Source organism: Polaromonas sp. (genome assembly GCF_013817205.1).
Lineage (GTDB): Bacteria > Pseudomonadota > Gammaproteobacteria > Burkholderiales > Burkholderiaceae_C > Polaromonas.
The window spans coordinates 17,375-37,283 of the sequence record NZ_JACDDD010000015.1; the positions used below are offsets into that span (position 1 = coordinate 17,375).

Genomic DNA, 19,909 nt, shown 5'->3' on the forward strand with positions numbered 1-19,909 from the left:
TTGCTCACAAAGCGAGGTCGCATTCAATTTGTCGCAGCCAGTTTTCAACATTCAACAAAGACCAGATTAGAAGACGCCGATTCTTCTGACCGCTCAAATGTTCTCCCACCAGATCTTCTACAGATTTGCGATCAAGTACTTCAAAAATCCGCGCATTTTCTTTGAGCAAGCTTCGCTTCACGAACTCAATACTCTCGCCTCTGAACCAGCTTGCATCAGGAGAAGAAAAACCTTGCTTTTCCGCCCTTGTTATCTCGTCGGGTATGTAACGCGACATCACATCACGCAGAATCTGTTTGCCGTCGTTGGTCTTTTGAAAGTACTTTCCCTGCTTGCTCCCCGACTCATTTTCATTGATACGCAACACTTCTGCCAGATTGTTGAGCTTGAGGCCCACTGGGCACTGCATGGCAAAGTCAACCAGATCGTTGTCCATAAACGGCACGCGCGACTCCAGCCCATGAGCCATGGAAAGTTTGTCTTCCACGACAAATAGGCCATGCAGAAAGGTTTTGGCCTCAAAGTACAAAGAATGGTTGATGTAATCCTCCGGGCGGTCCAGCGTATTGTCATGCGTGGCAAACACGTCACGAAAAATGTCGCGCGTCCAGACGTCACTTACCTCACCCCACACAGGGGCAAACATGGCCTTCAGCTCCGTATTGTTTGCCAGCCGCTGCCAGTAGAGGTAGTACTGATCAATATAATGCTCAAAACTTTGGCAGTTGCTTGCCCGGTAGTAGCGCCATGGATATCCACCAAAAAGTTCGTCGCCACCGCTGCCGGAGAGGACGACCTTGACAAATTTTCTGGTGAGCTTTGCCGCATAAAAATTAGGATAACTCTGGCCTACACGCGGCTCCTCCAGGTGCCATGCCAGCTTTGGAAGGCAACGCTCCATGTCGCCGGCCTTGAGTACCATTTCATAATGCTCGGTCTTGAAGCGGGCTGACATGGCCTCGGCCTTTGCCCGCTCGTCAAAGGCGAGTTCGATGCCCGAAGCGGAACTCAGATCAAAGCCGCAGGTAAAGGTCTTGAGATTGGGAAAACTCTGCGCGGCAATAGCTGTGATAGAACCTGAATCCATGCCGCCAGACAAGTAGGCACCAAGCTCCACGTCACTGACAAGTTGCCTGTTTACAGCTTGGCGAAACAGGCGATCGAGCTCTTCTACATACTCACCTTTGCTGGCGGGTTGGTCGGGCTCGCGAAAACGATAGTCCCAGTACTGGCGGCGAGAAATGCTTCCGTCGTGCGCCGCAAGCAGCAAGTGGTGTCCGGCAGGCAACAGATGAATATCTTCCAGCAGTGTTTGGTCCGTGAAAATGTTCTGGAAGGTGAAATACTCCAACAACGCCCGTTTATTCAGATTTCGCCGGAAATCCGGCTGAGCGAGGATCGCCTTTTGTTCCGACCCAAATACAAAGCGCCCGCCCTGTTGTGCGTAATAGAGAGGCTTGATACCGTAGCGGTCCCGGGCGAGAAGCAGTGTGCGCTCTTTTCGGTCCCACAACGCCAGAGCAAACATGCCGTTGAATTTTAAAAGGGCGCCCAGGCCCCAGAATGCCAGCGCGTTCAGCACAACCTCACTATCGGTTGTGCTGTGGAAGCGGATTCCTTCCGCCTCCAGATCGCCTCGCAACTCTCGGTAGTTATAAACCTCGCCGTTGTAGCTGAGAACATAGCGCTGGTCAGCGCTAACCATGGGTTGATGCCCGGCAGGGGACAAATCAAGAATCGCCAAGCGGCGATGTCCTATACCTATGTTTCCTTCAATCCACTGACCCTCACCATCAGGCCCACGATGGGCAATAGCGTCTGTCATCCGCTTAAGAATGATCGGGGAAACGGCATCGCCATTGAGGTTAATCTGACCAGCGATACCACACATCGAGCTTATTCTTTCGGCTCACTTCTCAGGCTTACAAGCCGACACATAAAGGCCGTGCCGATGCTCTGCCCCTTTATAGACATACCTCCGCTCATTGCTTGGCAACAAACCGACGTCCTTGAACGCCCCAAATATTTCATAATCTCGGAAATGATGGAAATGGACTGCATCTGTCACAAGATCAGCACGATCCGTCCAGATCAATGTGCTTATGTATATGTATCCACCAGGAACAAGAACTCTACAAGCCTCATTAATCGCACAACGCCAATCAAGAATATGGTCAAGGCTGGTATTAAAAACAACGGCATCGAAAGATCCATCTCGGAAAGGTAAGCTTTCACCAAATCCAACTATTCGAAATGGCGACTCTCTCGTACAAAATGGGTCCAAGCCAATATATTTCGCTCCCTCCGGCAAGAGTCCTCGACCTATGTCTGGATCATCACAACCAACGTCTAACACCAACCCGTGCGCACTGGAAAGAAACTGCTTCATCCTAAAAAGGTGACGCTGATAATGAACATCGTCAGCTGATGAATTTATTTCGGCGACCACACCTGCTTGTTTTACTTGCGAAAGATAGAAGTATTGCAAGTAAGCGTCTACGACATCTTTATCCTCAATGCGAAGCCGATCTGTGTAGTGACGCTGTAAACGCGTTGGTATCAAAAGTGGAAGCCCATCTTTTCCGCGCAAGGGGTAACTATTCCCTTCAACATCAACAAGAATGTTGGATTCCGGAATCCACGATACTGGCAGACCCGAATCTGGCGATACTGCAACTTGCAAACAATCACCAATAGCTTGCATGTGTGCAGACGCATTCTTAAGGATGTCAGCACGAGAAATGGCCTGTTCACAATTTTCGATTGAAAAAGAACGTTTGCTATCGAACATCGAATTACTGGCGCTCACAAACAGCCATTCCGAGCAGTAATCTCATTCATGTAACCCCACCGCAACGCGGCGAGCGGCAACCTCGGCTTTGTGACTGGCACGCCATTCGATCAATCGGGACAGCCCTTCACGCAAATCAATCGTTGATGTAAAACCAAGCTCTTGGGATGCTTTTAATGGACTGCCAATGCGATTGCGAACCAATGTGGCCTGGCTACGGGGCGCGTAGTTGATGGGTTTACTGCAACCGGTAATCTCCAGCAGCAACAGGGCCAGTTCCTTGAGCGAAGTTCGCTTTCCGGTGCCAACGTTGTAGTTGGTGTCGGTCGTGGCGGATTTCATGGCGCAAACATTGGCGAGCCCGCAGTCCTCAACCGCTACAAAGTCAAAGGCCTCGGAGCCATCGCCCATGATCGTGGGACTCTCACCTTTGTCTATGGCATCCAGCATTTTCATAATGACGGCAATGTAGGCACCATGATAGTCCTGGCGCGGGCCATAGACATTCATATAGCGAAGCCCAACATAGTTCAGGCCATAACGGTGATGGAAGGCACGCAAAAAGGCTTCGCCGGCGATCTTCGTTGCACCATAAAAGTTTTTGTTATTGAAAGGATGGTCTTCCGCCATCGGTTCGTGCACAGCGTCGCCATAGACGGATGCGGACGAGGAATACACAAGTCGCTTTACGCCCTTTGCAACACAGGCTTCCATCACATTAAAGGTGCCGCGCACATTTACATCAAAAGCACTTCGAGGGTATTCGTGACACTGCAGCAACCAAAGTGCTGCCAGATGGAAGACGCCGTCTGCGCCCTCAAACGCAGACTGAAGAATGTCAGTCTGCGTGATATCCCCACCTACGTCATAAATCTTCACCCGTGGATCGTTCAAGGCGGCGCTCAAGTTTTCGCGACTCCCGCGCAGGAAATTGTCATAGACAACAATTTCCTTGACGTCTTCTTTGACGAGGTGGTCAATCGTGTGTGAACCGATGAGACCAGCGCCACCGACGACGACAATTTTTTTGCCACGCAGATCCATGTTCATTACCTTTGTACTTGAGACATCATCTTGTCGTGTTTGGCCATGCACTTCTTGATGGTTTCCAGATTGGCCTTGGTCCAGTCGACCGTTCGGCGCAATCCATTGCGAATATCAACCTTGGCTTCGAAATCCAACTCGCGCGACGCCTTCTCTGTGGATGCGAAGCGTTTGCCCGAGCGATCCCAGTCACGCGCAGGACGCAAATCGAGCGGAGTTTTGTTGCCGGTGAATTCATTGATGATGGTGGCTAGTTCAAGTATGCTGGTTTCCCTGCCCGTCGCCAGGTTATAAACCTCCCCCACGGCGCCCTTCAATGCACAAGCCATCAGGCCGCGCGCCATGTCTTCCACGAATATGAAGTCACGGCTTGCATTTCCGCCATTGTCCAAGGGCAGGGCTTCGCCATTGAGCGAACGCCACACGAAGGTGGGGGTTACGTTTCTCCAGACGGTGTGTACCGTGCCGCGCCACTGTCCAGCTCCCAGAATTTCTCGCGGGCCGTACACATTGGAGAACCTGGCTTTTACAAATGGCAGTTGATGCTGCTGAAAGTAATAGTTGCCATAAAGTTCGCCAATAATTTTTGAGATCGAGTACGGGCTGTCGTGATACAGCGTTACTGGCTGCTCTTCGGTGGTCGCGGTTGGGGTGTCGTACGTTTTCTCGGCGACGGCGCACGCCGCAGCGGCATAGACAAGCTTTTTCAGTCCCTTAATTTCTTTAAGACGATCAAAGAGTTTGAGTGAAGTCAGCGTGTTGTTGTCATGGTCCGCCAGCGGATTGGCAATCGAAGATTGATTGCCGTGGTAACACGCAAGATGAAAGGCGTAGTCCAGATCTTCGGGAATCGCCGCGAGGATCCTATCCTCGGTGATAGAGCCAAAAACAAAGCGTACGCGCGTATCTGCCGGTATGTTTGCCACATCGGAGGACAGCAGGTTGTCCACGACGATGATTTCCTTGGGCGCTTGTTCAAGGATTTGGTGAACCAGGTTACTGCCCACAAAGCCCGCCCCCCCCACGACCAGGACCCGTGCACCCGAAAAACTCAATGTAGTCATATGTTGTCTGTCTCGATTACTTGATCGATGGCGCTTTTAGATGCGAAAACACATCTGTTACGCCATGCTTGTCGTACCAGGCCAATTGACGCCGAATCGTCTCCGCAAATCCAATCTGCGCTTTCCAGCCAAACGTCCGGTGTGTTTCTGAGGCGTCGAGTGACACGACCGGCACATCATCCGCTGCAGGCGGAACCACAGGCACCTCTTTCGCGCCCAGTCCCAGGTAGTCGGTGACGATATCGAATATTTCCTTGATGGAGTGAGCCTCTCCGCTAGCAAGATTCGCGACACCCGTCGGTGCATCTGCCCGAATGGCCATATCCATGAAGTTCAGGAAGTCGGACATGTCAAGGAAGTCACGTGACGTGTCCGAGCAGAAGCAATTTTGCCCAGCTTTCAAGCGCTTGTAAAAAGTCGGGATCGGACCGATGGCCAAGCGTGGGCCAGTCACGTTAGCAATCCGCAGAGACAGTGTTGGCACGCCCGATAGCAGCATGAACTGCTCACCAGCTGTTTTGGTTATGCCGTAACTTGTAAACGGCGCCGTCGGGTCGCTAGCAAAGATTGGCAGGCTCTTCGGCCGGCCGTAGCAAAGCGCTGTCTGGAAATTGATCAGGCGCTTGACGCCAGCAGCTCTGGCTGCCCGAGCAACATAAGCACTGCCGATGACATTGGTGCGTGAGTCTTCAATCCAGTCGTCCGGATCTTTATACGCCGCCGCAGCGTGGACAACCACATCCGGCTTGAAGGCGGTGAAGCAGTCATTCACCAGGGATTCATCCGCGATACTGCCTTCCTTGACAGTGAGGCCATCAACTTCAGGCACCACCTCGCGCTTGCCTGTGGCAAAGTTATCTATGACCAAAATTTGGTGCTCCTGTGGGAGCCAATGTTCGATCAAATTAGAGCCCAGGCATCCAGCGCCACCCGTTATTAGAATTCGCATCTCGGCGGGCCCTCTTACTTGCGCTCTTGACGCAGGTGGGTGTATTCACCCAACGTGCCGTACTTCTGATAATAGGCCATCGCTGCAGATACAGTTTCTTGCAGGGGGGTGAATTCAATGTTTCCAAAATCTTCAAACGTGCGTGAGGGATCCAGCAGGATAGAAAATACGTCGTCTGGGCCAAGCTCCTTGACTTCGGCCTTGGGCTTGCCTGGCACATCCAGCGCATTCACAACAGCGTCGTAAAGCTCCTGAATAGCCACATCCTTGCCGGACGAAAAATGGTAGGCACCTTGCCCCACTCCGTCGCAGGCTTTCAAAACCACCCTGGCTAGGTCTTTGACAAATACGAAATCCCGGCGTGCCTGCGTTACGAAGCACTGCTTGCCGTCTTTGAGCCGCTGGTAAAAAATTGGTAGTGGGCCGGCAACATTGCGCGGGCCAACGACGTTGGCGAGGCGGAAGGTAACGTAGTCGATACCCGAGAGCTCAATGTAGTACTCGTTCGTGGTTTTTGAAATGGAATAACTGCTGCTGCCGGGCAAGCGCGGATGATCCAGTCGAATGGGTTGCTGAAGGGGTTTAAGGCCATAACAAAGGGCCGTCTGGAAATAGACGAAGCGCTTCACTCCGAATTTTTTGGCGGCATCCACCATGTTGGAACCGCCAACGCAATTGGTCAATGCATCGTTGTACCAGTCGTCAGGATCTTTGTAAGACGCAGCAGTATGGACGACTGCGTCGGGCTTGAAGTCTCCGATGAGTTCGTCCACAACCTTTTTGTCGGCAATGGTGTCGATCACTATTTTCAAATTGGGATGCTCGGTCAGATGCTCACGCCGCCCGGTTGCCAGGTTGTCGATCGCGACGACCTGATCACCGCGCTCCAGCAGCATCTCGACCACATGGGAGCCGATTTGCCCCAAACCGCCCGTAACAAAAACCTTCATTTCCATTCCTTTACAAATTCAATATTTTGATCTAGCGGCCGGTCTTGCTCAGGCAAGGTGAGACAGAATCTTGAAGGCCGCCTTGCCTGTCCCGTACGGTGACGCAGCAGCGTCTGCGGGTTGTCCCGACATTATTTCAGCCACGGCATCGACAATAGCCGAGCTTGAAGCCCCTACCAGCCGGTTTCCACCCAACTCAACCGTTTCAACCCACTCGGTTTCATCTCTCATGGTCAGACAGGGAACGCCATAGAAAAAGGCCTCCTTCTGTACGCCCCCCGAATCTGTAAGGATAAAATGCGCAGCCTGCTCAAGCGCCACCATATCCAGAAAATTGAGTGGCTCTGTTACCACCAGCTTACCCAGAAGGCGTGATAACCCATAATCCCCGATCAGCTTTCGGGTGCGTGGATGCAAAGGAAAAACCACCGGACACTGGCTTGCAATTTCCGCCAGAGCTGACAAAATTTGCCCCAGCCTTTGTGGGTCATCTGTGTTTTCCGCCCGATGACAGGTAGCCAGCGCAAAGCCGTGCGACTCCAGCTTCAGATCACCCAATATTGAGCTTTGCTGCCGAGCCCGATCACGGTAGAACAGAGCGACGTCGTACATTACGTCGCCAGCATTGTGAACTCCCTTGAGTATCCCCTCTGCCTGCAGATTGCGAACTGCGGTTTCAGTAGGGCAAAACAACAGCGTTGATATGCGGTCCGAGAGAATGCGATTGATTTCCTCGGGCATACGCATATTGAAGGAGCGTAAACCCGCTTCGACGTGCGCCACCGGGATGTGCAGCTTGGCGGCCGCCAGAGCGCCGGCTAGCGTAGAGTTGGTATCGCCGTATATCAATACCCAGTCCGGCTTTTCCGCCAGCAAGACTTTTTCCACCGCTTCGAGCATGCGACCTGTCATGGCGCCGTGCTGGCCACCTGAGATCTCAAGGTTATATCCAGGCTCAGGAATATCCAGCTCTTCGAAAAAAACCCTGGACATGTTTGCGTCGTAGTGCTGTCCCGTATGCACAATCACTTCGTCGATTTTTCCGGCGTAGTCATCTCTTACGACTCTGGACACGGCCGCCGCCTTGATGAACTGCGGGCGCGCTCCGACAATAGTGACGACCTTGATACTCATGCCACCGCCGACGCCAGCGCACTGGTAATTCGCGCCAGTGTGGATTCGTCAAGGTAGGGATGCATGGGCAGGCTCATTACCTTCCTGGCAACCTGGGAGGCCTTGGGTGTGCAATCCGGGCAGCACAATTGTGCGTAGGCAGGCTGCAAGTTGAGCGGGATCGGGTAATGCACTGCGGTGGGGATGCCAGCCTCTTTCAGCCTGCCCTGCACCATATCCCGATCGTCAACCATCACCGTATATTGGGCGAAAACGCTGTTTCTATCGGCTTTTTGGGAAACTGCGCTTATCCCCAACTTTTTTAGCGTGGCGTTATAAAGGGCTCCGATTTCAACGCGCTTGCCAACTTCCCACTCAAATTGCTCCAGCTTGGCCAGCACTATCGCGCATTGAAGGGTGTCCATACGGCCTCCGAGACCGACACGTGTGTGCACATACCGTTCGCTCTGGCCATGAACACGAATTTCGCGACACGCCTTCGCCAGCACATCATCATTGGTGAAGATCGCGCCACCATCACCATAGCAGCCAAGCGGTTTACTAGGGAAAAAACTAGTGCAACCGAAGGTACTCAAGTTGCAGCTCTTGCGCCCCTTGTAATCAGCGCCAAAGCTTTGCGCCGCATCCTCAATGACGGGAATATTGCCGTGGCGCGCAGCAATGGCGTTTATTTCATCCATGTCAGCCACTTGCCCATACAGGCTAACGGGCATGATGGCCCGCGTACGCGGCGTGATTTTCGCTTCAATCAAGTTGGCATCGATATTGCAGGTATCGAGCTCAATATCAACGAATACAGGCTTTGCACCTAACAAAACAATCATTTCTGCAGTTGCTGCGAAGGTAAAGGGCGTGGTAATGACTTCATCACCAGGGCCTATTCCAAGCGCCATCATCGACATCAGCAACGCCTCGGTACCCGAAGAGCAGGTGATGCAGTGCCTGCTACCGGTGTAGGCCGCGAGTTTCAGTTCGAGTTCGGCGACCTCTGGCCCCATGATGTACTGCCCGTGATCAAGGACTTTTTTCATTCGCGCATCAATGGAAGGTTGCAACGCCCGGTATTGCTCCTTCAGGTCAATAAACTCAATCTTCGGCATGGCGGTGGTTGCATTCAACACGGCGTTCATAAGGCTCCTATAAAATCCAGATAGGTCACGCGATCAGCCAACAGACGCCATCATTGAGCTGGTACTGCTCGCCGGTATGGTCGCAGCGGGCGCTGGCAGAGCCCTCTAACGGGAGCGCCAAGCGCTCACCAAAACGGCTCATCCAGCCAATCTGCCTGGCTGGCACACCAACCATCAACGCAAAAGCGCCCACGTCTTTGTTGATCACTGCGCCGGCACCGACAAATGCATACTCACCCACCGTCACGCCACAAACAATGGTGCAATTTGCCCCAAGGGTTGCACCGCGTCTTACCAGGGTCCGGCGATATTCGTCTTTGCGGGTGACCGCAGAGCGCGGGTTAAAGACATTGGTAAACACCATGCTTGGGCCGCAAAAAACATCATCTTCGAGTGTCACGGCATCGTAGACAGAAACGTTGTTCTGGATCTTGACGTTGTTGCCTATGTGCACATCGTTACCAACATACACGTTTTGCCCCAGCGAACAACGCTCACCGATGCGAGCCTGCGCACTAACGTGCACCCAATGCCAGATACGGGTGCCCGCACCTATTTTCGCGCCATCGTCAACAATGGCAGTGGAATGCGCGCTGTAGTTCATATTGCCCTCAAACCGTCCAGGAGCGAGTTCAAAGCTCAAGGGGAAGACCAACACGCACGCCATCTCGCGCGGAGCGATAGGTCGCCATCAACACTTCCAACGTCTTCAGACCCTCGCGTCCATCCACATCGGGTTCGGCTTCACCGCGCAGCACCTTGATGACATTGTCGTAATAAAGCGGGTGCCCGAAGCCGTAAACAGACGTTGTGCTATAGCTGGCTTCCTTGATTTTTTCGTCGTCAGGGTCAACATCGGCAAACTGCCATTCCTTGACCTCGTTCACGGCTACACCGCCAATACGGACCGTGCCCTTTTCACCCAGAATGGTGACGGATCCCTCGAGATTTTTCGGATAGGTCAGCATGGTGCAATTGACCGAACCCAACGCGCCGTTACGCCATTTCACGCTCAAAACACCCGTGTCTTCCGCTTCAATGTCGCGCGCCAATGTGGCTGTATACGCATGCAGCGATTCGATGGGGCCTACCACCCACTCCAAAAGGTCAACATAGTGGCTGGCCTGATTCATGAACGCGCCGCCATCCATCTCCCAGGTACCGCGCCATTTCGCCTGGTCGTAATAACCCACCTGAGGGCGCTGCCAGAAGACATTGAGCGTCACCATATATATCTGGCCGAAGCGCTTTTTCTCGACCGCCTGCTTCAGCAATTGGAGCGTGGCATTGCGGCGATTTTGCTTGACCACAAAAAGGTGGACGCCGGCCTCCTCACACACACGAACCATACGCACGCCATCTTCCCACTTGGTCGCCATGGGTTTTTCAGACAGCACATGCCGACCGCTCTGCGCAATTTCTATCGCCTGCCGCGGATGCAGACCACTGGGCGTGGTCACGATCACGCAGTCGGCAGTGGTTGCCGCCAGCATGGCCGTCAAGGAAGCGTGAGCCTTGGCACCAGTGGCCTTTGTTGCGGCATCCAGCGCTAGCGGGTCAATGTCACAAATATCCACCAATTCCGCCCGATCGCCGTGCTGAGCAACGGAGTCAAAGTGATTTTTGGAAATGCGTCCGCAGCCCACCAGGGCAAAGCGGATCTTCCGGTCGGTAATGTTGCTCTTCATACAGTAGGTCTTTACAGGCGCCAGACACAAAAGCCGGCAGATTCAAGCGCTTGGCGGGGCTGAATACATTTGACGTCAATCAGCACGGGCTTGTCGCCACGGGTCATGCCACGCAGCTCAAGGGGTGTCAGTGCTTTGTATTCGGTATGTGCCACCGCAATAATCAGGGCGTCCACGGGCTGCGCAGCACTGATCTCACCCAACCGGAGCTTGTATTCCTCGTGAACCTCTTCCGCGTCCGCGTGCGGGTCACACACGATCACCTCCACACCATAGTCCTGCAGTTCGCGGATGATGTCCACCACTTTGGAATTGCGCGTGTCAGGGCAGTTTTCCTTGAAGGTAATACCAAGCACACCGATACGCGAGCGTGCCACGTCAATGCCTTGGGCAACCATCTGTTTGATGGTATTGCGCGCCACAAAGCGCCCCATGTTGTCGTTGATTCGCCGACCGGCCAGGATGACTTGAGGGATGTAGCCCAGTTTCTCGGCCTTGTGGGTCAGGTAGTAGGGGTCAACGCCGATGCAGTGGCCCCCAACGAGACCCGGGCGGAACGGAAGAAAATTCCATTTGCTTCCAGCGGCTTCCAGCACCTCCTGGGTGTCAATGCCCATTCGCTTGAAGACCACCGAAAGCTCGTTCATCAGCGCGATGTTCAGATCACGCTGCGTGTTTTCAATCACTTTGGCAGCTTCAGCCACCTTGATACAACTGGCGCGATGAACACCCGCTGTCACGACCGAGCTGTAAACTTCGGCCACCAATTCGAGCGTGCGCTCATCAGACCCTGACACGATTTTTTTGATTTTCGTGAACGTATGCTCCCTGTCACCGGGATTGATGCGCTCCGGGCTGTAGCCCACAGTGAAGTCGGTACCAAACTTGAGGCCGGAGCTGGCTTCTAGCACAGGGATGCAGTCCTCTTCTGTCGCCCCGGGATACACGGTAGATTCGTACACCACGATATCGCCGGGTTTGAGAGCTTGTCCAACAGACCGCGACGCGCCGATCAGGGGCGACAGGTCTGGCTTGTTGCCGGTGTCAACCGGGGTGGGCACGGCAATGATGAAGAAATCGCATGATTTCAGATCGTCGATCTGGTCTGTATACCGAATATCCGCCTGAGCTAGCTCCTCAGAAGTTACCTCGCCAGTGCTGTCCTTCCCGGATCTCAGCTCAGCGATACGGGCCGGCTTGATGTCAAATCCCACAACCGAATGCGTTTTGCCAAATGCCACTGCTACGGGAAGCCCCACGTAGCCCAGTCCTACCATTGCTATTTTTCTGTTCATGCTCTTTTGCGTGGTTTGGTCCGCTGACCGTCTGAGGGGCGCCGGCTTCAAGCTTTTGCGCAGATTTGCGTATGGCCCGACCCCAGTTGCTCCCGATTGATGTGGGTATATTGTAAGGCGAAGGACCAGCCCTCGGCCCCCACCCTTAAGGGTTAGCACCCAGCGCCTTTCTGGCGCCCCTCAGCCTGGCAAAACGCATCTCCGCAGCGAGGGGGCATCGCGGTCCCTGGGTGAAAGCAGCGGGACAATGCCGGCAGGCCATCCGATCGCCAGGTCGGGATCGTCCCACCTTATGCATCGCTCTATCTCAGGCGCGTAGTAGTCAGTCGTCTTGTATATAACGTCAGCGCTATCGCTGAGTACCAAAAATCCGTGCGCCATGCCCGGCGGCACCCACAACTGGCGATGGTCGTGTTCGCTGAGTTCCAAGCCTGCCCACTTTCCAAAATCTGGAGAGCCCGCCCGGATGTCCACAACCACATCAAACACCGCGCCACGAACGACCCGCACCAGTTTCCCCTGGGGCTGGAGTGCCTGGAAGTGAAGACCGCGCAAAACACCTTTCCCCGAGCGGCTGTGGTTGTCCTGAACAAAGGTAAAACCGGTGCCAGTGGCCGCATCGAACTTGCGCTGGTTGAAACTTTCTAAAAAGAAGCCGCGAGAGTCTGTGAACAGCTGGGGTTCAACGACCAGTACCCCGGAAATTGCGGTGGGCGTAACCTTCATCGTTGCCTCCTCTCCATCATCAAATGCACCCGCATGACTTGCAGATACAGCGGGTGAGCCGATGCTCGCGCCTGCCTGAACCGGCGGCAAGGTGGGCCCAGTATTGGATCAGCATCCTGCCATTCCGCCCAGCATGCGGGCAACACCGCTCTGCCAGTCAGGAAAGCGCAAGCCGAATGCGTTTTGAAGTTTGGCAGTACTCAAGCGCGAGTTGTGGGGGCGCTCGGCCAGCGCCGGGAAAGCGGCAGTCGGTACCGGCTTCACCGTGGCCGATGAGGCCTGAAGCGCCATGCCTGCAGCGCTAGCTCGCTCAAGAACGAAACTGGCATAACCATGCCACGAGGTCTCGCCGGCAGCAGCCGCGTGGTAAGTGCCGGCAAATGTCGCGCCCCCCGGATCCCGGGTGCGGAGCAGCATGTGCGCAGTGACATCGGCAAGCAGGTCCGCGCCGGTGGGAGCCCCGAACTGGTCGTCAACCACCGTCAGCACTTCGCGCTCCCGGGCCAGACACAACATGGTTTTTGCAAAGTTTCCCCGCCGGGCAGAATGCACCCAGCCGGTGCGCAAAATCAAGTGCTTAGGGCACGCCAACTTGATGCGATTCTCTCCTTCCAGCTTGGTCCTGCCGTAAACGTTGAGTGGGCCAGTCATGTCGTCCTCGACCCACGGCCGGCTGCCACTGCCATCAAACACATAGTCGCTCGAGTAGTGAACCAGCCATGCGCCCAGGACCGCAGCAGCCTCGGCAAGCACCCCCGGAGCCTGCGCATTCACCGCGTGCGCTACGGCTGCATCGTTTTCAGCTTGATCAACAGCGGTGTAGGCCGCTGCATTAACAATCACATCAGGCCGCAGTTGCATGACTGTATCCCTCAAACCGTCCAGGTCAAACAGGTCACCGCACCAATCACCGCCACGGCGGTCGGGCGCAAGCACTTCGCCCAGCGGCGCGAGGCTGCGCTGAAGCTCCCAGCCAACCTGCCCATTTTTGCCGAACAGCAGGATTTTCACGCGCGCCTCAAGCTGCGGTCTCCCGGTACTGCAGCTGGACCCACTCCTTGTAGGCGCCGCTTTGCACGTAATTGACCCAGTCAGGGTGATCCAGATACCACTGCACCGTTTTGCGAAGGCCGGTTTCGAAGGTTTCAGCCGGCTTCCAGCCGAGTTCCATCATGAGCTTGCGGGCAGCAATGGCATAGCGACGATCATGCCCGGGTCTGTCTTGGACAAAAGCGATCTGCTCACGGTAACTTCCCTGTGCGCGGGGCCGCAACTCATCCAGCAAGGCGCAGACCGATTCCACCACATCGATATTCGTTTTTTCACTGCTGGCCCCGACGTTGTAGCTCTCGCCCGGCGTGCCCGATTCGAGCACGCACTCAATCGCGCGGCAATGGTCGCCGACGTACAGCCAGTCCCGGATATGCAGTCCGTCGCCGTACACCGGCAGCGGCTTTCCGGCCAGGGCATTGCCGATCACGAGAGGAATCAGTTTTTCGGGAAACTGAAAGGGCCCGTGGTTGTTACTGCAGTTCGTCGTCAGCACGGGCAGCCCGTGTGTGTGGTGATAGGCACGCACCAGATGATCACCAGCGGCCTTGCTGGCCGAATAGGGATTGTTGGGCTGGTAGGCATGGGTTTCGCTGAAAGCGGCAGCGGTGGGCACAAGCGAGCCGTACACCTCATCGGTAGACACCTGCAAAAAACGGAATCCCGACCGGGCTTCCGTTGCGAGCGTTCCCCAATACTGTCTGGCAGCTTCCAACAGGCGGAACGTTCCCACTATGTTGGTCTGGACGAAGTTCTCCGGGCTGGAGGTGGCCCGGTCCACATGGGACTCAGCCGCAAAATTGACAATCGCGCGCGGCTGGTGTCGGGCCAAGAGCCCGGCAACAAGCGCCCCGTCACCGATGTCGCCCTGCACAAATACATGCCTCAGGTCATCCTGCAGGGGCCGCAACGTTTCGAGATTGCCCGCATAAGTGAGCTTGTCCAGGTTCACAACCGGCTCATCGTGCACGGCCAGCCAACCAAGAACAAAATTCGCGCCGATGAAACCCGCGCCACCGGTAACCAAAATCATGGGCCTGCCCTACTCGTACGGTCGCCGCTTGGCGCCCGCCTGCATTATGCCTTTGGGGCGGCCTCTACCTCTGCGCGATTGTCCCCAGGAACAGCTCCGAAAAAATCAGAAATGAATACCCCGCATCATCTGCTGCATGGCAACGGCTTCAGGAGATAGCACCTGTTTGACAGGTTTGTCGCCCGGCTTGGCACCCTTGGCCGCCGATGAATCGGGGAACATGCGGAAGCTGGTGTTCATGGCGATTTGTGCCACGCGCGGCAACAGCGCGTGCAGCACCTGTCCGGCAATGCCCAGGCGGGTCGCAATACGCACCGATTTGAAGATGCAAGCCTGGGCCACCAGGTCCGCCGCTTCTTCCGGGCTCAGGGTCGGTACGTTGTTGTACAGGTTGGTGGGCGCAATCATCGGCGTGCGCACCAGCGGCATGTTGATGGTGGTGAAGGTAATGCCCTGGTCGGCGAACTCGCTGGACGCGCAACGGGTCCAGGCGTCCAAGGCCGATTTGGAAGCAACATAGGCCGAAAACCGCGGCGCATTGGTCAGCACGCCGATAGAGCTGATATTGACCACGTGGCCTTTGCGCTTGGCCACCATTCCGGGCAAAAAACCCATGGTGACGCGCAGGCAGCCAAAGTAATTGAGCTGCATGGTGCGCTCGAAATCGTGGAAGCGATCATAGCTGGCCTCAATGGCGCGACGTATGGACCGGCCCGCGTTGTTGATCAGGAAATCAACGCCGCCGTGGTTGGCGATCAGGGTCTGTACAAAACGGTCGCAATCTGCCATATCTGCGATGTCAGCCGGGTAAGCAATGAAGTTGTAGCCTTTGGCTTTGGCCTCCTTGCAGGCTTCGTCCAGCTTGTCCTGATCGCGGCCACAAATAATGGTGGTGGCCCCGGCTTCGGCAAATTTGTGTGCCGCTGCGAGGCCAATGCCCGAAGATCCGCCCGTGATCAGGACCACCTTCCCATTGACAGTCCCCCTGAGCGAGCGGTCGATGTGCAGGTCAGGATCGAGGTGACGCTCCCAATAATCCCAGACACGCCAGGCGTAATCTTTCAGATTGGGGCATTCGACGCCAGAGCCCTTCAGGGCCGCCAGCGTCTCCCGGCAGTCAAAACGCGTCGGGTAATTAACGAAGGTGAGCATGTCCTCAGGCAAACCCAAGTCGGCCATGATGGCGTTACGCACGCGCCGGACCGGGGCCAGCGCCATCAGGCTCTTCTTGACACCACGCGGAATGAAGCCCAGCAGGGCCGCATTGACGAACAGGTTCATCTTGGGCGCATGCGCGGCTCGGCTGAAAATGTCCAGCACGTCGCCGACACGGTAGCCCACCGGATCCACCAAATGAAAGCACTTTTTGGAAATGCTGGCCCTGTGGCTGATGACATCCAGCGCATCAACGACAAAATCCACCGGCACAATGTTGATGCGGCCGCCCTCCAGGCCCACTGCGGGCATCCACGGCGGCAGCAACTGGCGCATGCGCTGGATCAGCTTGAAGAAGTAGTACGGCCCGTCGATCTTGTCCATTTCACCGGTCGTGCTGTCACCCACCACCATCGCCGGCCGAAACACCGTCCACGGTACCTTGCATTCCTTGCGAACGATTTTTTCGCTTTCGTGCTTGGTCATGAAGTAAGGATGCTCGTAGTTCTCGGCTTCCTCGAACATGTCCTCTCGAAACACACCTTCGTACAGGCCTGCAGCAGCAATTGAACTCACGTGGTGGAAGTGCGCGGCGTCAACAAGTTTGGCGAACTCGACGGTATGGCGTGTGCCTTCCACATTGACGGCGATCTGGCTTTCCTCGTCCGCGCTCAGGTCGTAAACCGCCGCGAGGTGATAAAAGTGATCGATCTGGCCCTTGAGCTTTTTGATGTCGTCAGCGGAGACGCCGAGCTTTTTGGTGGTCAGGTCGCCGTGCACAGGCACAGCCCTGGCCGCGCTCACACCCCAGTACTCGCGCAGCGCTTCCACCTTGGCCGCACTTTCCTTGCGGATCAGGAAATGGACGACGGCCCCCTTGCGCTGCAGAAGCTTCTTGACCAGGCGCTTGCCGATAAAACCTGTGGCTCCAGTGACGAAATACTGCATTATGTTCTCCGCTAGACAACTCTGGACAAAGGTTTGATTCTTGCGCAAGCCCCGTCGCACACTGGTCAGCACAAACCCGTGCCTAGGAGCCTCTACCTAAACCTGGCGTCGAACTGGGCTTATATTTTGGTCATGTGCCGCATCACCAGCCGGCCTCAACCCCACACCCTCGTCAGGAGTCCCCATGGTTAAAAAACTGCAAAAAATGAGCGCCGACAAAAAATCCGGTCCGCAACTGTCCAGCGCCGTCAAGGAATCTGCCCAGCAGATCTGGCTCGCCGGCCTAGGCGCCTTCTCCAAAGCTCAGGAAGAAGGCGGCAAGGTCTTTGAAACCCTGGTCAAGGAAGGCCTGTCCATCCAGCGCAAGACCCAGGCTGTCGCGGAGGAAAAAATCTCCACGGCCACCAACAAAATGGCCTCCATGGCCACGGACATCAGCTCCAAGGCGGGCCACCAGTGGGACAAGCTTGAGAATATTTTTGAGGAACGCGTGGCCAAAGCGCTGAACAAGCTGGGCGTGCCATCGGCCAAGGATGTGGATGCGCTGATCGCCCGCATCGACGAACTCAACAAAAACGTGCAACAGATGGCCAGCAAGCCGGCCGCGAAGGCAGCGCCACGCCGAGCCGCTGCCAAATCTGCTGCGGCTAAACCCGCTGCCAAAAAGCGTACCCCGGCGCGCAAGTCTGCTTGAGACTTTTTTTTCACGATGAAAAGGGCGCTTGACGTCCTTTTTTTATGCCTGTCCGTTCATGGACTCATTGCTGCAAAGCAGCAAACTCCCGTATAGCCCGCGTCTACACTTTCGACTCATGACATCTGCCCAGCGTTCAGGACAAAGCCGCCCAGCCAACCCAGTGAAAAGGGCGGTCCAGCCGGGTGGGCCACGCATCGCCCTGGCCCTGGCAGGAGGCGGTCATCTAGCTGCTGCGCAGCCAGCCGACTCGGCAAAAATAACAAAACGGCCCGCCGCCCGGCCGCGTATCGCGTTAGCTTTGGCGGGCGGCGGTCCGTTGGGCGCAATCTACGAAATCGGCGCGCTCTGCGCGCTGGACGAGTCATTGCAAGGCCTGTCATTGACCAAGCTGCATCACTACGTCGGTGTCTCGGCCGGCGGGTTTATCGCAGCCGGGCTCGCCAACCGCATGACGCCGCGCGAGTTGTGCGCCGCATTCATTGAAAACGACCATCAGGCCTCGGAAGTCTTCGATCCGGCCTGGCTGCTGGTGCCGGCCTATGGCGAATTCCTGCGCCGGGGCATCATGCTCCCGGGGCTGGCCGCCTCGGCGCTGTGGCGCGCTACCTTCGGGCGAAAGTCGCTGCTTCATGCGCTAGAAGCCCTGAGCCCGGCCTTGCCGACGGGGATGTTCTCGAATGAGGAGGTAGACCGGCGCCTGGCCGCGCTGTTCTCCAAAAACGGCCGCACCAACGACTTCCGCGAGTTGGGCACGCGGCTCACGCTGGTGGCGACCAACCTCGACAGCGGCGAGGCCGCACCCTTCGGCCAGCCTGGCTGGGACCATGTGCCGATCTCCAGGGCAGTGCAGGCCAGTTCGGCCTTGCCGGGGCTGTTTCCCCCGGTGGAAATCGACAACAGCTATTACGTGGACGGCGCGCTTAAGAAAACCCTGCACGCCGGCGTGGCGATGGATGGCGGCATCGACCTCATGTTGTGCCTGAACCCGCTGGTACCGTTTGACGCAACCCAGGTGCCGGCGCTGTCGATGGCGCAACGCGTGATGCGGCGCGGCCTGCCCCGGAAACGGCAGTCCATTCCGCGCCTCGTCGATGGCGGCCTGCCCGCAGTGCTGAGCCAGACTTTCCGCTCCATGATCCACTCGCGCCTGGAACTGGGCATGAAACACTATGAACACGCCTACCCCGACACCGACATCGTGCTGATCGAGCCCGACGCGCGCGACGCGGACATGTTTCTGGCCAACACCTTCAGCTACGGCCAACGCCGCCAGCTCGCCGAGCATGCTTACCAGACAACCCGTCAGATGCTGCGCTCGCGCAAGACCAGCCTCTCGGCCAAACTGGCGCGGCACGGTGTGTCGCTGGATCTGGCGGTACTCGAAGACCCCCGCCGTCGCCTGGTCAGCCAGGCGACGGCGCCAACCCGGCTTGGCCGGGCCATCCGTACGCTGGAAGAAATCATGGAAGATGTGAGCCACGCTCTGGGGCCGGCGGCGGGCCACCCGGCCTGAGCCACGAGTCCGCTCGACTTCCCTAGTTCCCGGCGTAGCATCCGTGCGGTAGAGTAGGAAAAACACGAGGTAGACATCATGGCGAAAAAAGCGCCGCGCCGAACTGCTGAACGCATCCTGGAAGTGACGCTTGATCTGTTCAACCGTTTCGGCGAGCCCAATGTGTCGACCACGCTGATTTCAGCCGAGCTGGGCATCAGCCCCGGCAACCTCTACTACCACTACCCGGCCAAGGACGAGCTGATCAACTCGCTGTTCGACCGCTACGAGCGGGCGCTGAGCGAGCTGCTCAATGCCAGCGACAGCGTGCGGGATGTCGAAGACGCCTGGTTTTTCATGCACTCGCTGTTTGAGCTGATCTGGCAGTACCGCTTTCTCTACCGGGACCTCAACGACCTGCTCAGCAAGAACCGGCGGCTGGAAACGCACTTCCAGTGGATCCTGAAGAACAAGACCCGCTCGGTCAAGGCCATGCTCGACAGCATGAGCCGGGCCAATGCCGTCAGCATCGATTCGCGCGAGGTCGAGGCGACCGCTACCAGCATGGTCGTGGTGCTGACCTACTGGCTGAGCTTTGAGTACGTGCGCGACCCGCGCAACGCGCTGGAGCCCGAAAATGCGCAGTCCGCGCTGCTGCGCGGCGCCCACCATGTGCTCAATCTGCTGATCCCTTACCTGGAGCAGGGCCAGCGCATGCACCTGCAGGCGCTGGTCGGCGCCTACACCCAGCCGACCTGATCAA

At 56.3% G+C, this 19,909-nt stretch carries 18 protein-coding genes; 3 read left to right on the forward strand and 15 right to left on the reverse strand.

From position 1 onward, the window contains the following. Positions 1–4: 4 nt before the first annotated feature. From asnB to H0W47_RS05525, 15 genes are all read right to left on the reverse strand, one after another. Entirely contained in the window at positions 5–1,891 is a 1,887-nt protein-coding gene (gene asnB / locus H0W47_RS05455; protein WP_296921655.1) for an asparagine synthase (glutamine-hydrolyzing), read from the reverse strand. An 18-nt stretch (positions 1,892–1,909) separates the two neighbouring features. Further along, positions 1,910–2,809 carry a class I SAM-dependent methyltransferase gene (locus H0W47_RS05460; RefSeq protein ID WP_296921657.1) on the reverse strand — a complete coding sequence of 300 codons (900 nt, stop codon included), beginning with the start codon at positions 2,807–2,809 and terminating at the stop codon, positions 1,910–1,912. A 24-nt stretch (positions 2,810–2,833) separates the two neighbouring features. Then, complete coding sequence (locus H0W47_RS05465; protein ID WP_296921659.1) at positions 2,834–3,835, reverse strand: NAD-dependent epimerase/dehydratase family protein; 1,002 nt, start codon at positions 3,833–3,835, stop codon at positions 2,834–2,836. Between the two features lie 5 nt (positions 3,836–3,840). Further along, the gene (locus H0W47_RS05470) at positions 3,841–4,899 is read right to left on the reverse strand and encodes an NAD-dependent epimerase/dehydratase family protein (protein WP_296921662.1); all 1,059 of its coding nucleotides are present in this window, start codon (positions 4,897–4,899) and stop codon (positions 3,841–3,843) included. A 16-nt stretch (positions 4,900–4,915) separates the two neighbouring features. Then, positions 4,916–5,848: an NAD-dependent epimerase/dehydratase family protein gene (locus H0W47_RS05475; RefSeq protein WP_296921664.1), complete on the reverse strand. Its 933-nt coding sequence runs from the start codon at positions 5,846–5,848 to the stop codon at positions 4,916–4,918. Positions 5,849–5,862: 14 nt separating this feature from the next. Next, positions 5,863–6,798 (reverse strand): NAD-dependent epimerase/dehydratase family protein, encoded by a 936-nt coding sequence (locus H0W47_RS05480; protein ID WP_296921666.1) that lies wholly within the window; start codon positions 6,796–6,798, stop codon positions 5,863–5,865. Between the two features lie 48 nt (positions 6,799–6,846). Further along, positions 6,847–7,932: a non-hydrolyzing UDP-N-acetylglucosamine 2-epimerase gene (wecB, locus tag H0W47_RS05485; RefSeq protein WP_296921668.1), complete on the reverse strand. Its 1,086-nt coding sequence runs from the start codon at positions 7,930–7,932 to the stop codon at positions 6,847–6,849. Next, positions 7,929–9,023 (reverse strand): DegT/DnrJ/EryC1/StrS aminotransferase family protein, encoded by a 1,095-nt coding sequence (locus H0W47_RS05490; protein ID WP_296921710.1) that lies wholly within the window; start codon positions 9,021–9,023, stop codon positions 7,929–7,931. Before H0W47_RS05490 ends, wecB begins: the two co-directional genes overlap by 4 nt. Before the next feature lie 64 nt (positions 9,024–9,087). Further along, positions 9,088–9,666 (reverse strand): acyltransferase, encoded by a 579-nt coding sequence (locus tag H0W47_RS05495; RefSeq protein ID WP_296921712.1) that lies wholly within the window; start codon positions 9,664–9,666, stop codon positions 9,088–9,090. Between the two features lie 28 nt (positions 9,667–9,694). After that, positions 9,695–10,750: a Gfo/Idh/MocA family oxidoreductase gene (locus H0W47_RS05500; protein ID WP_296921670.1), complete on the reverse strand. Its 1,056-nt coding sequence runs from the start codon at positions 10,748–10,750 to the stop codon at positions 9,695–9,697. A gap of 11 nt (positions 10,751–10,761) precedes the next feature. After that, positions 10,762–12,045, reverse strand: coding sequence for a nucleotide sugar dehydrogenase (locus tag H0W47_RS05505; RefSeq protein WP_296921672.1), 1,284 nt, complete (start codon positions 12,043–12,045; stop codon positions 10,762–10,764). A gap of 180 nt (positions 12,046–12,225) precedes the next feature. After that, positions 12,226–12,771, reverse strand: a complete 546-nt coding sequence (gene rfbC, locus H0W47_RS05510; RefSeq protein WP_296921674.1) for a dTDP-4-dehydrorhamnose 3,5-epimerase — start codon at positions 12,769–12,771, stop codon at positions 12,226–12,228. A gap of 108 nt (positions 12,772–12,879) precedes the next feature. After that, a complete protein-coding gene (gene rfbD / locus H0W47_RS05515) occupies positions 12,880–13,782 on the reverse strand; it encodes a dTDP-4-dehydrorhamnose reductase (RefSeq protein WP_296921676.1) in 903 nt (300 codons plus the stop codon). 7 nt (positions 13,783–13,789) lie between these two features. Then, complete coding sequence (rfbB, locus tag H0W47_RS05520) at positions 13,790–14,854, reverse strand: dTDP-glucose 4,6-dehydratase (RefSeq protein ID WP_296921678.1); 1,065 nt, start codon at positions 14,852–14,854, stop codon at positions 13,790–13,792. Positions 14,855–14,959: 105 nt separating this feature from the next. Beyond that, the gene (locus tag H0W47_RS05525; protein ID WP_296921680.1) at positions 14,960–16,957 is read right to left on the reverse strand and encodes an SDR family oxidoreductase; all 1,998 of its coding nucleotides are present in this window, start codon (positions 16,955–16,957) and stop codon (positions 14,960–14,962) included. A gap of 184 nt (positions 16,958–17,141) precedes the next feature. Here H0W47_RS05525 and H0W47_RS05530 point away from each other — a divergent pair, with 184 nt between their 5' ends. The 3 genes from H0W47_RS05530 (at position 17,142) to H0W47_RS05540 (ending at position 19,905) form a co-directional block, all read left to right on the forward strand. Further along, a complete protein-coding gene (locus H0W47_RS05530) occupies positions 17,142–17,651 on the forward strand; it encodes a phasin family protein (RefSeq protein ID WP_296921682.1) in 510 nt (169 codons plus the stop codon). Positions 17,652–17,952: 301 nt separating this feature from the next. Then, positions 17,953–19,167, forward strand: a complete 1,215-nt coding sequence (locus H0W47_RS05535) for a patatin-like phospholipase family protein (protein WP_367265084.1) — start codon at positions 17,953–17,955, stop codon at positions 19,165–19,167. Between the two features lie 78 nt (positions 19,168–19,245). Then, entirely contained in the window at positions 19,246–19,905 is a 660-nt protein-coding gene (locus H0W47_RS05540; RefSeq protein ID WP_296921684.1) for a TetR/AcrR family transcriptional regulator, read from the forward strand. Positions 19,906–19,909 lie beyond the last annotated feature (4 nt).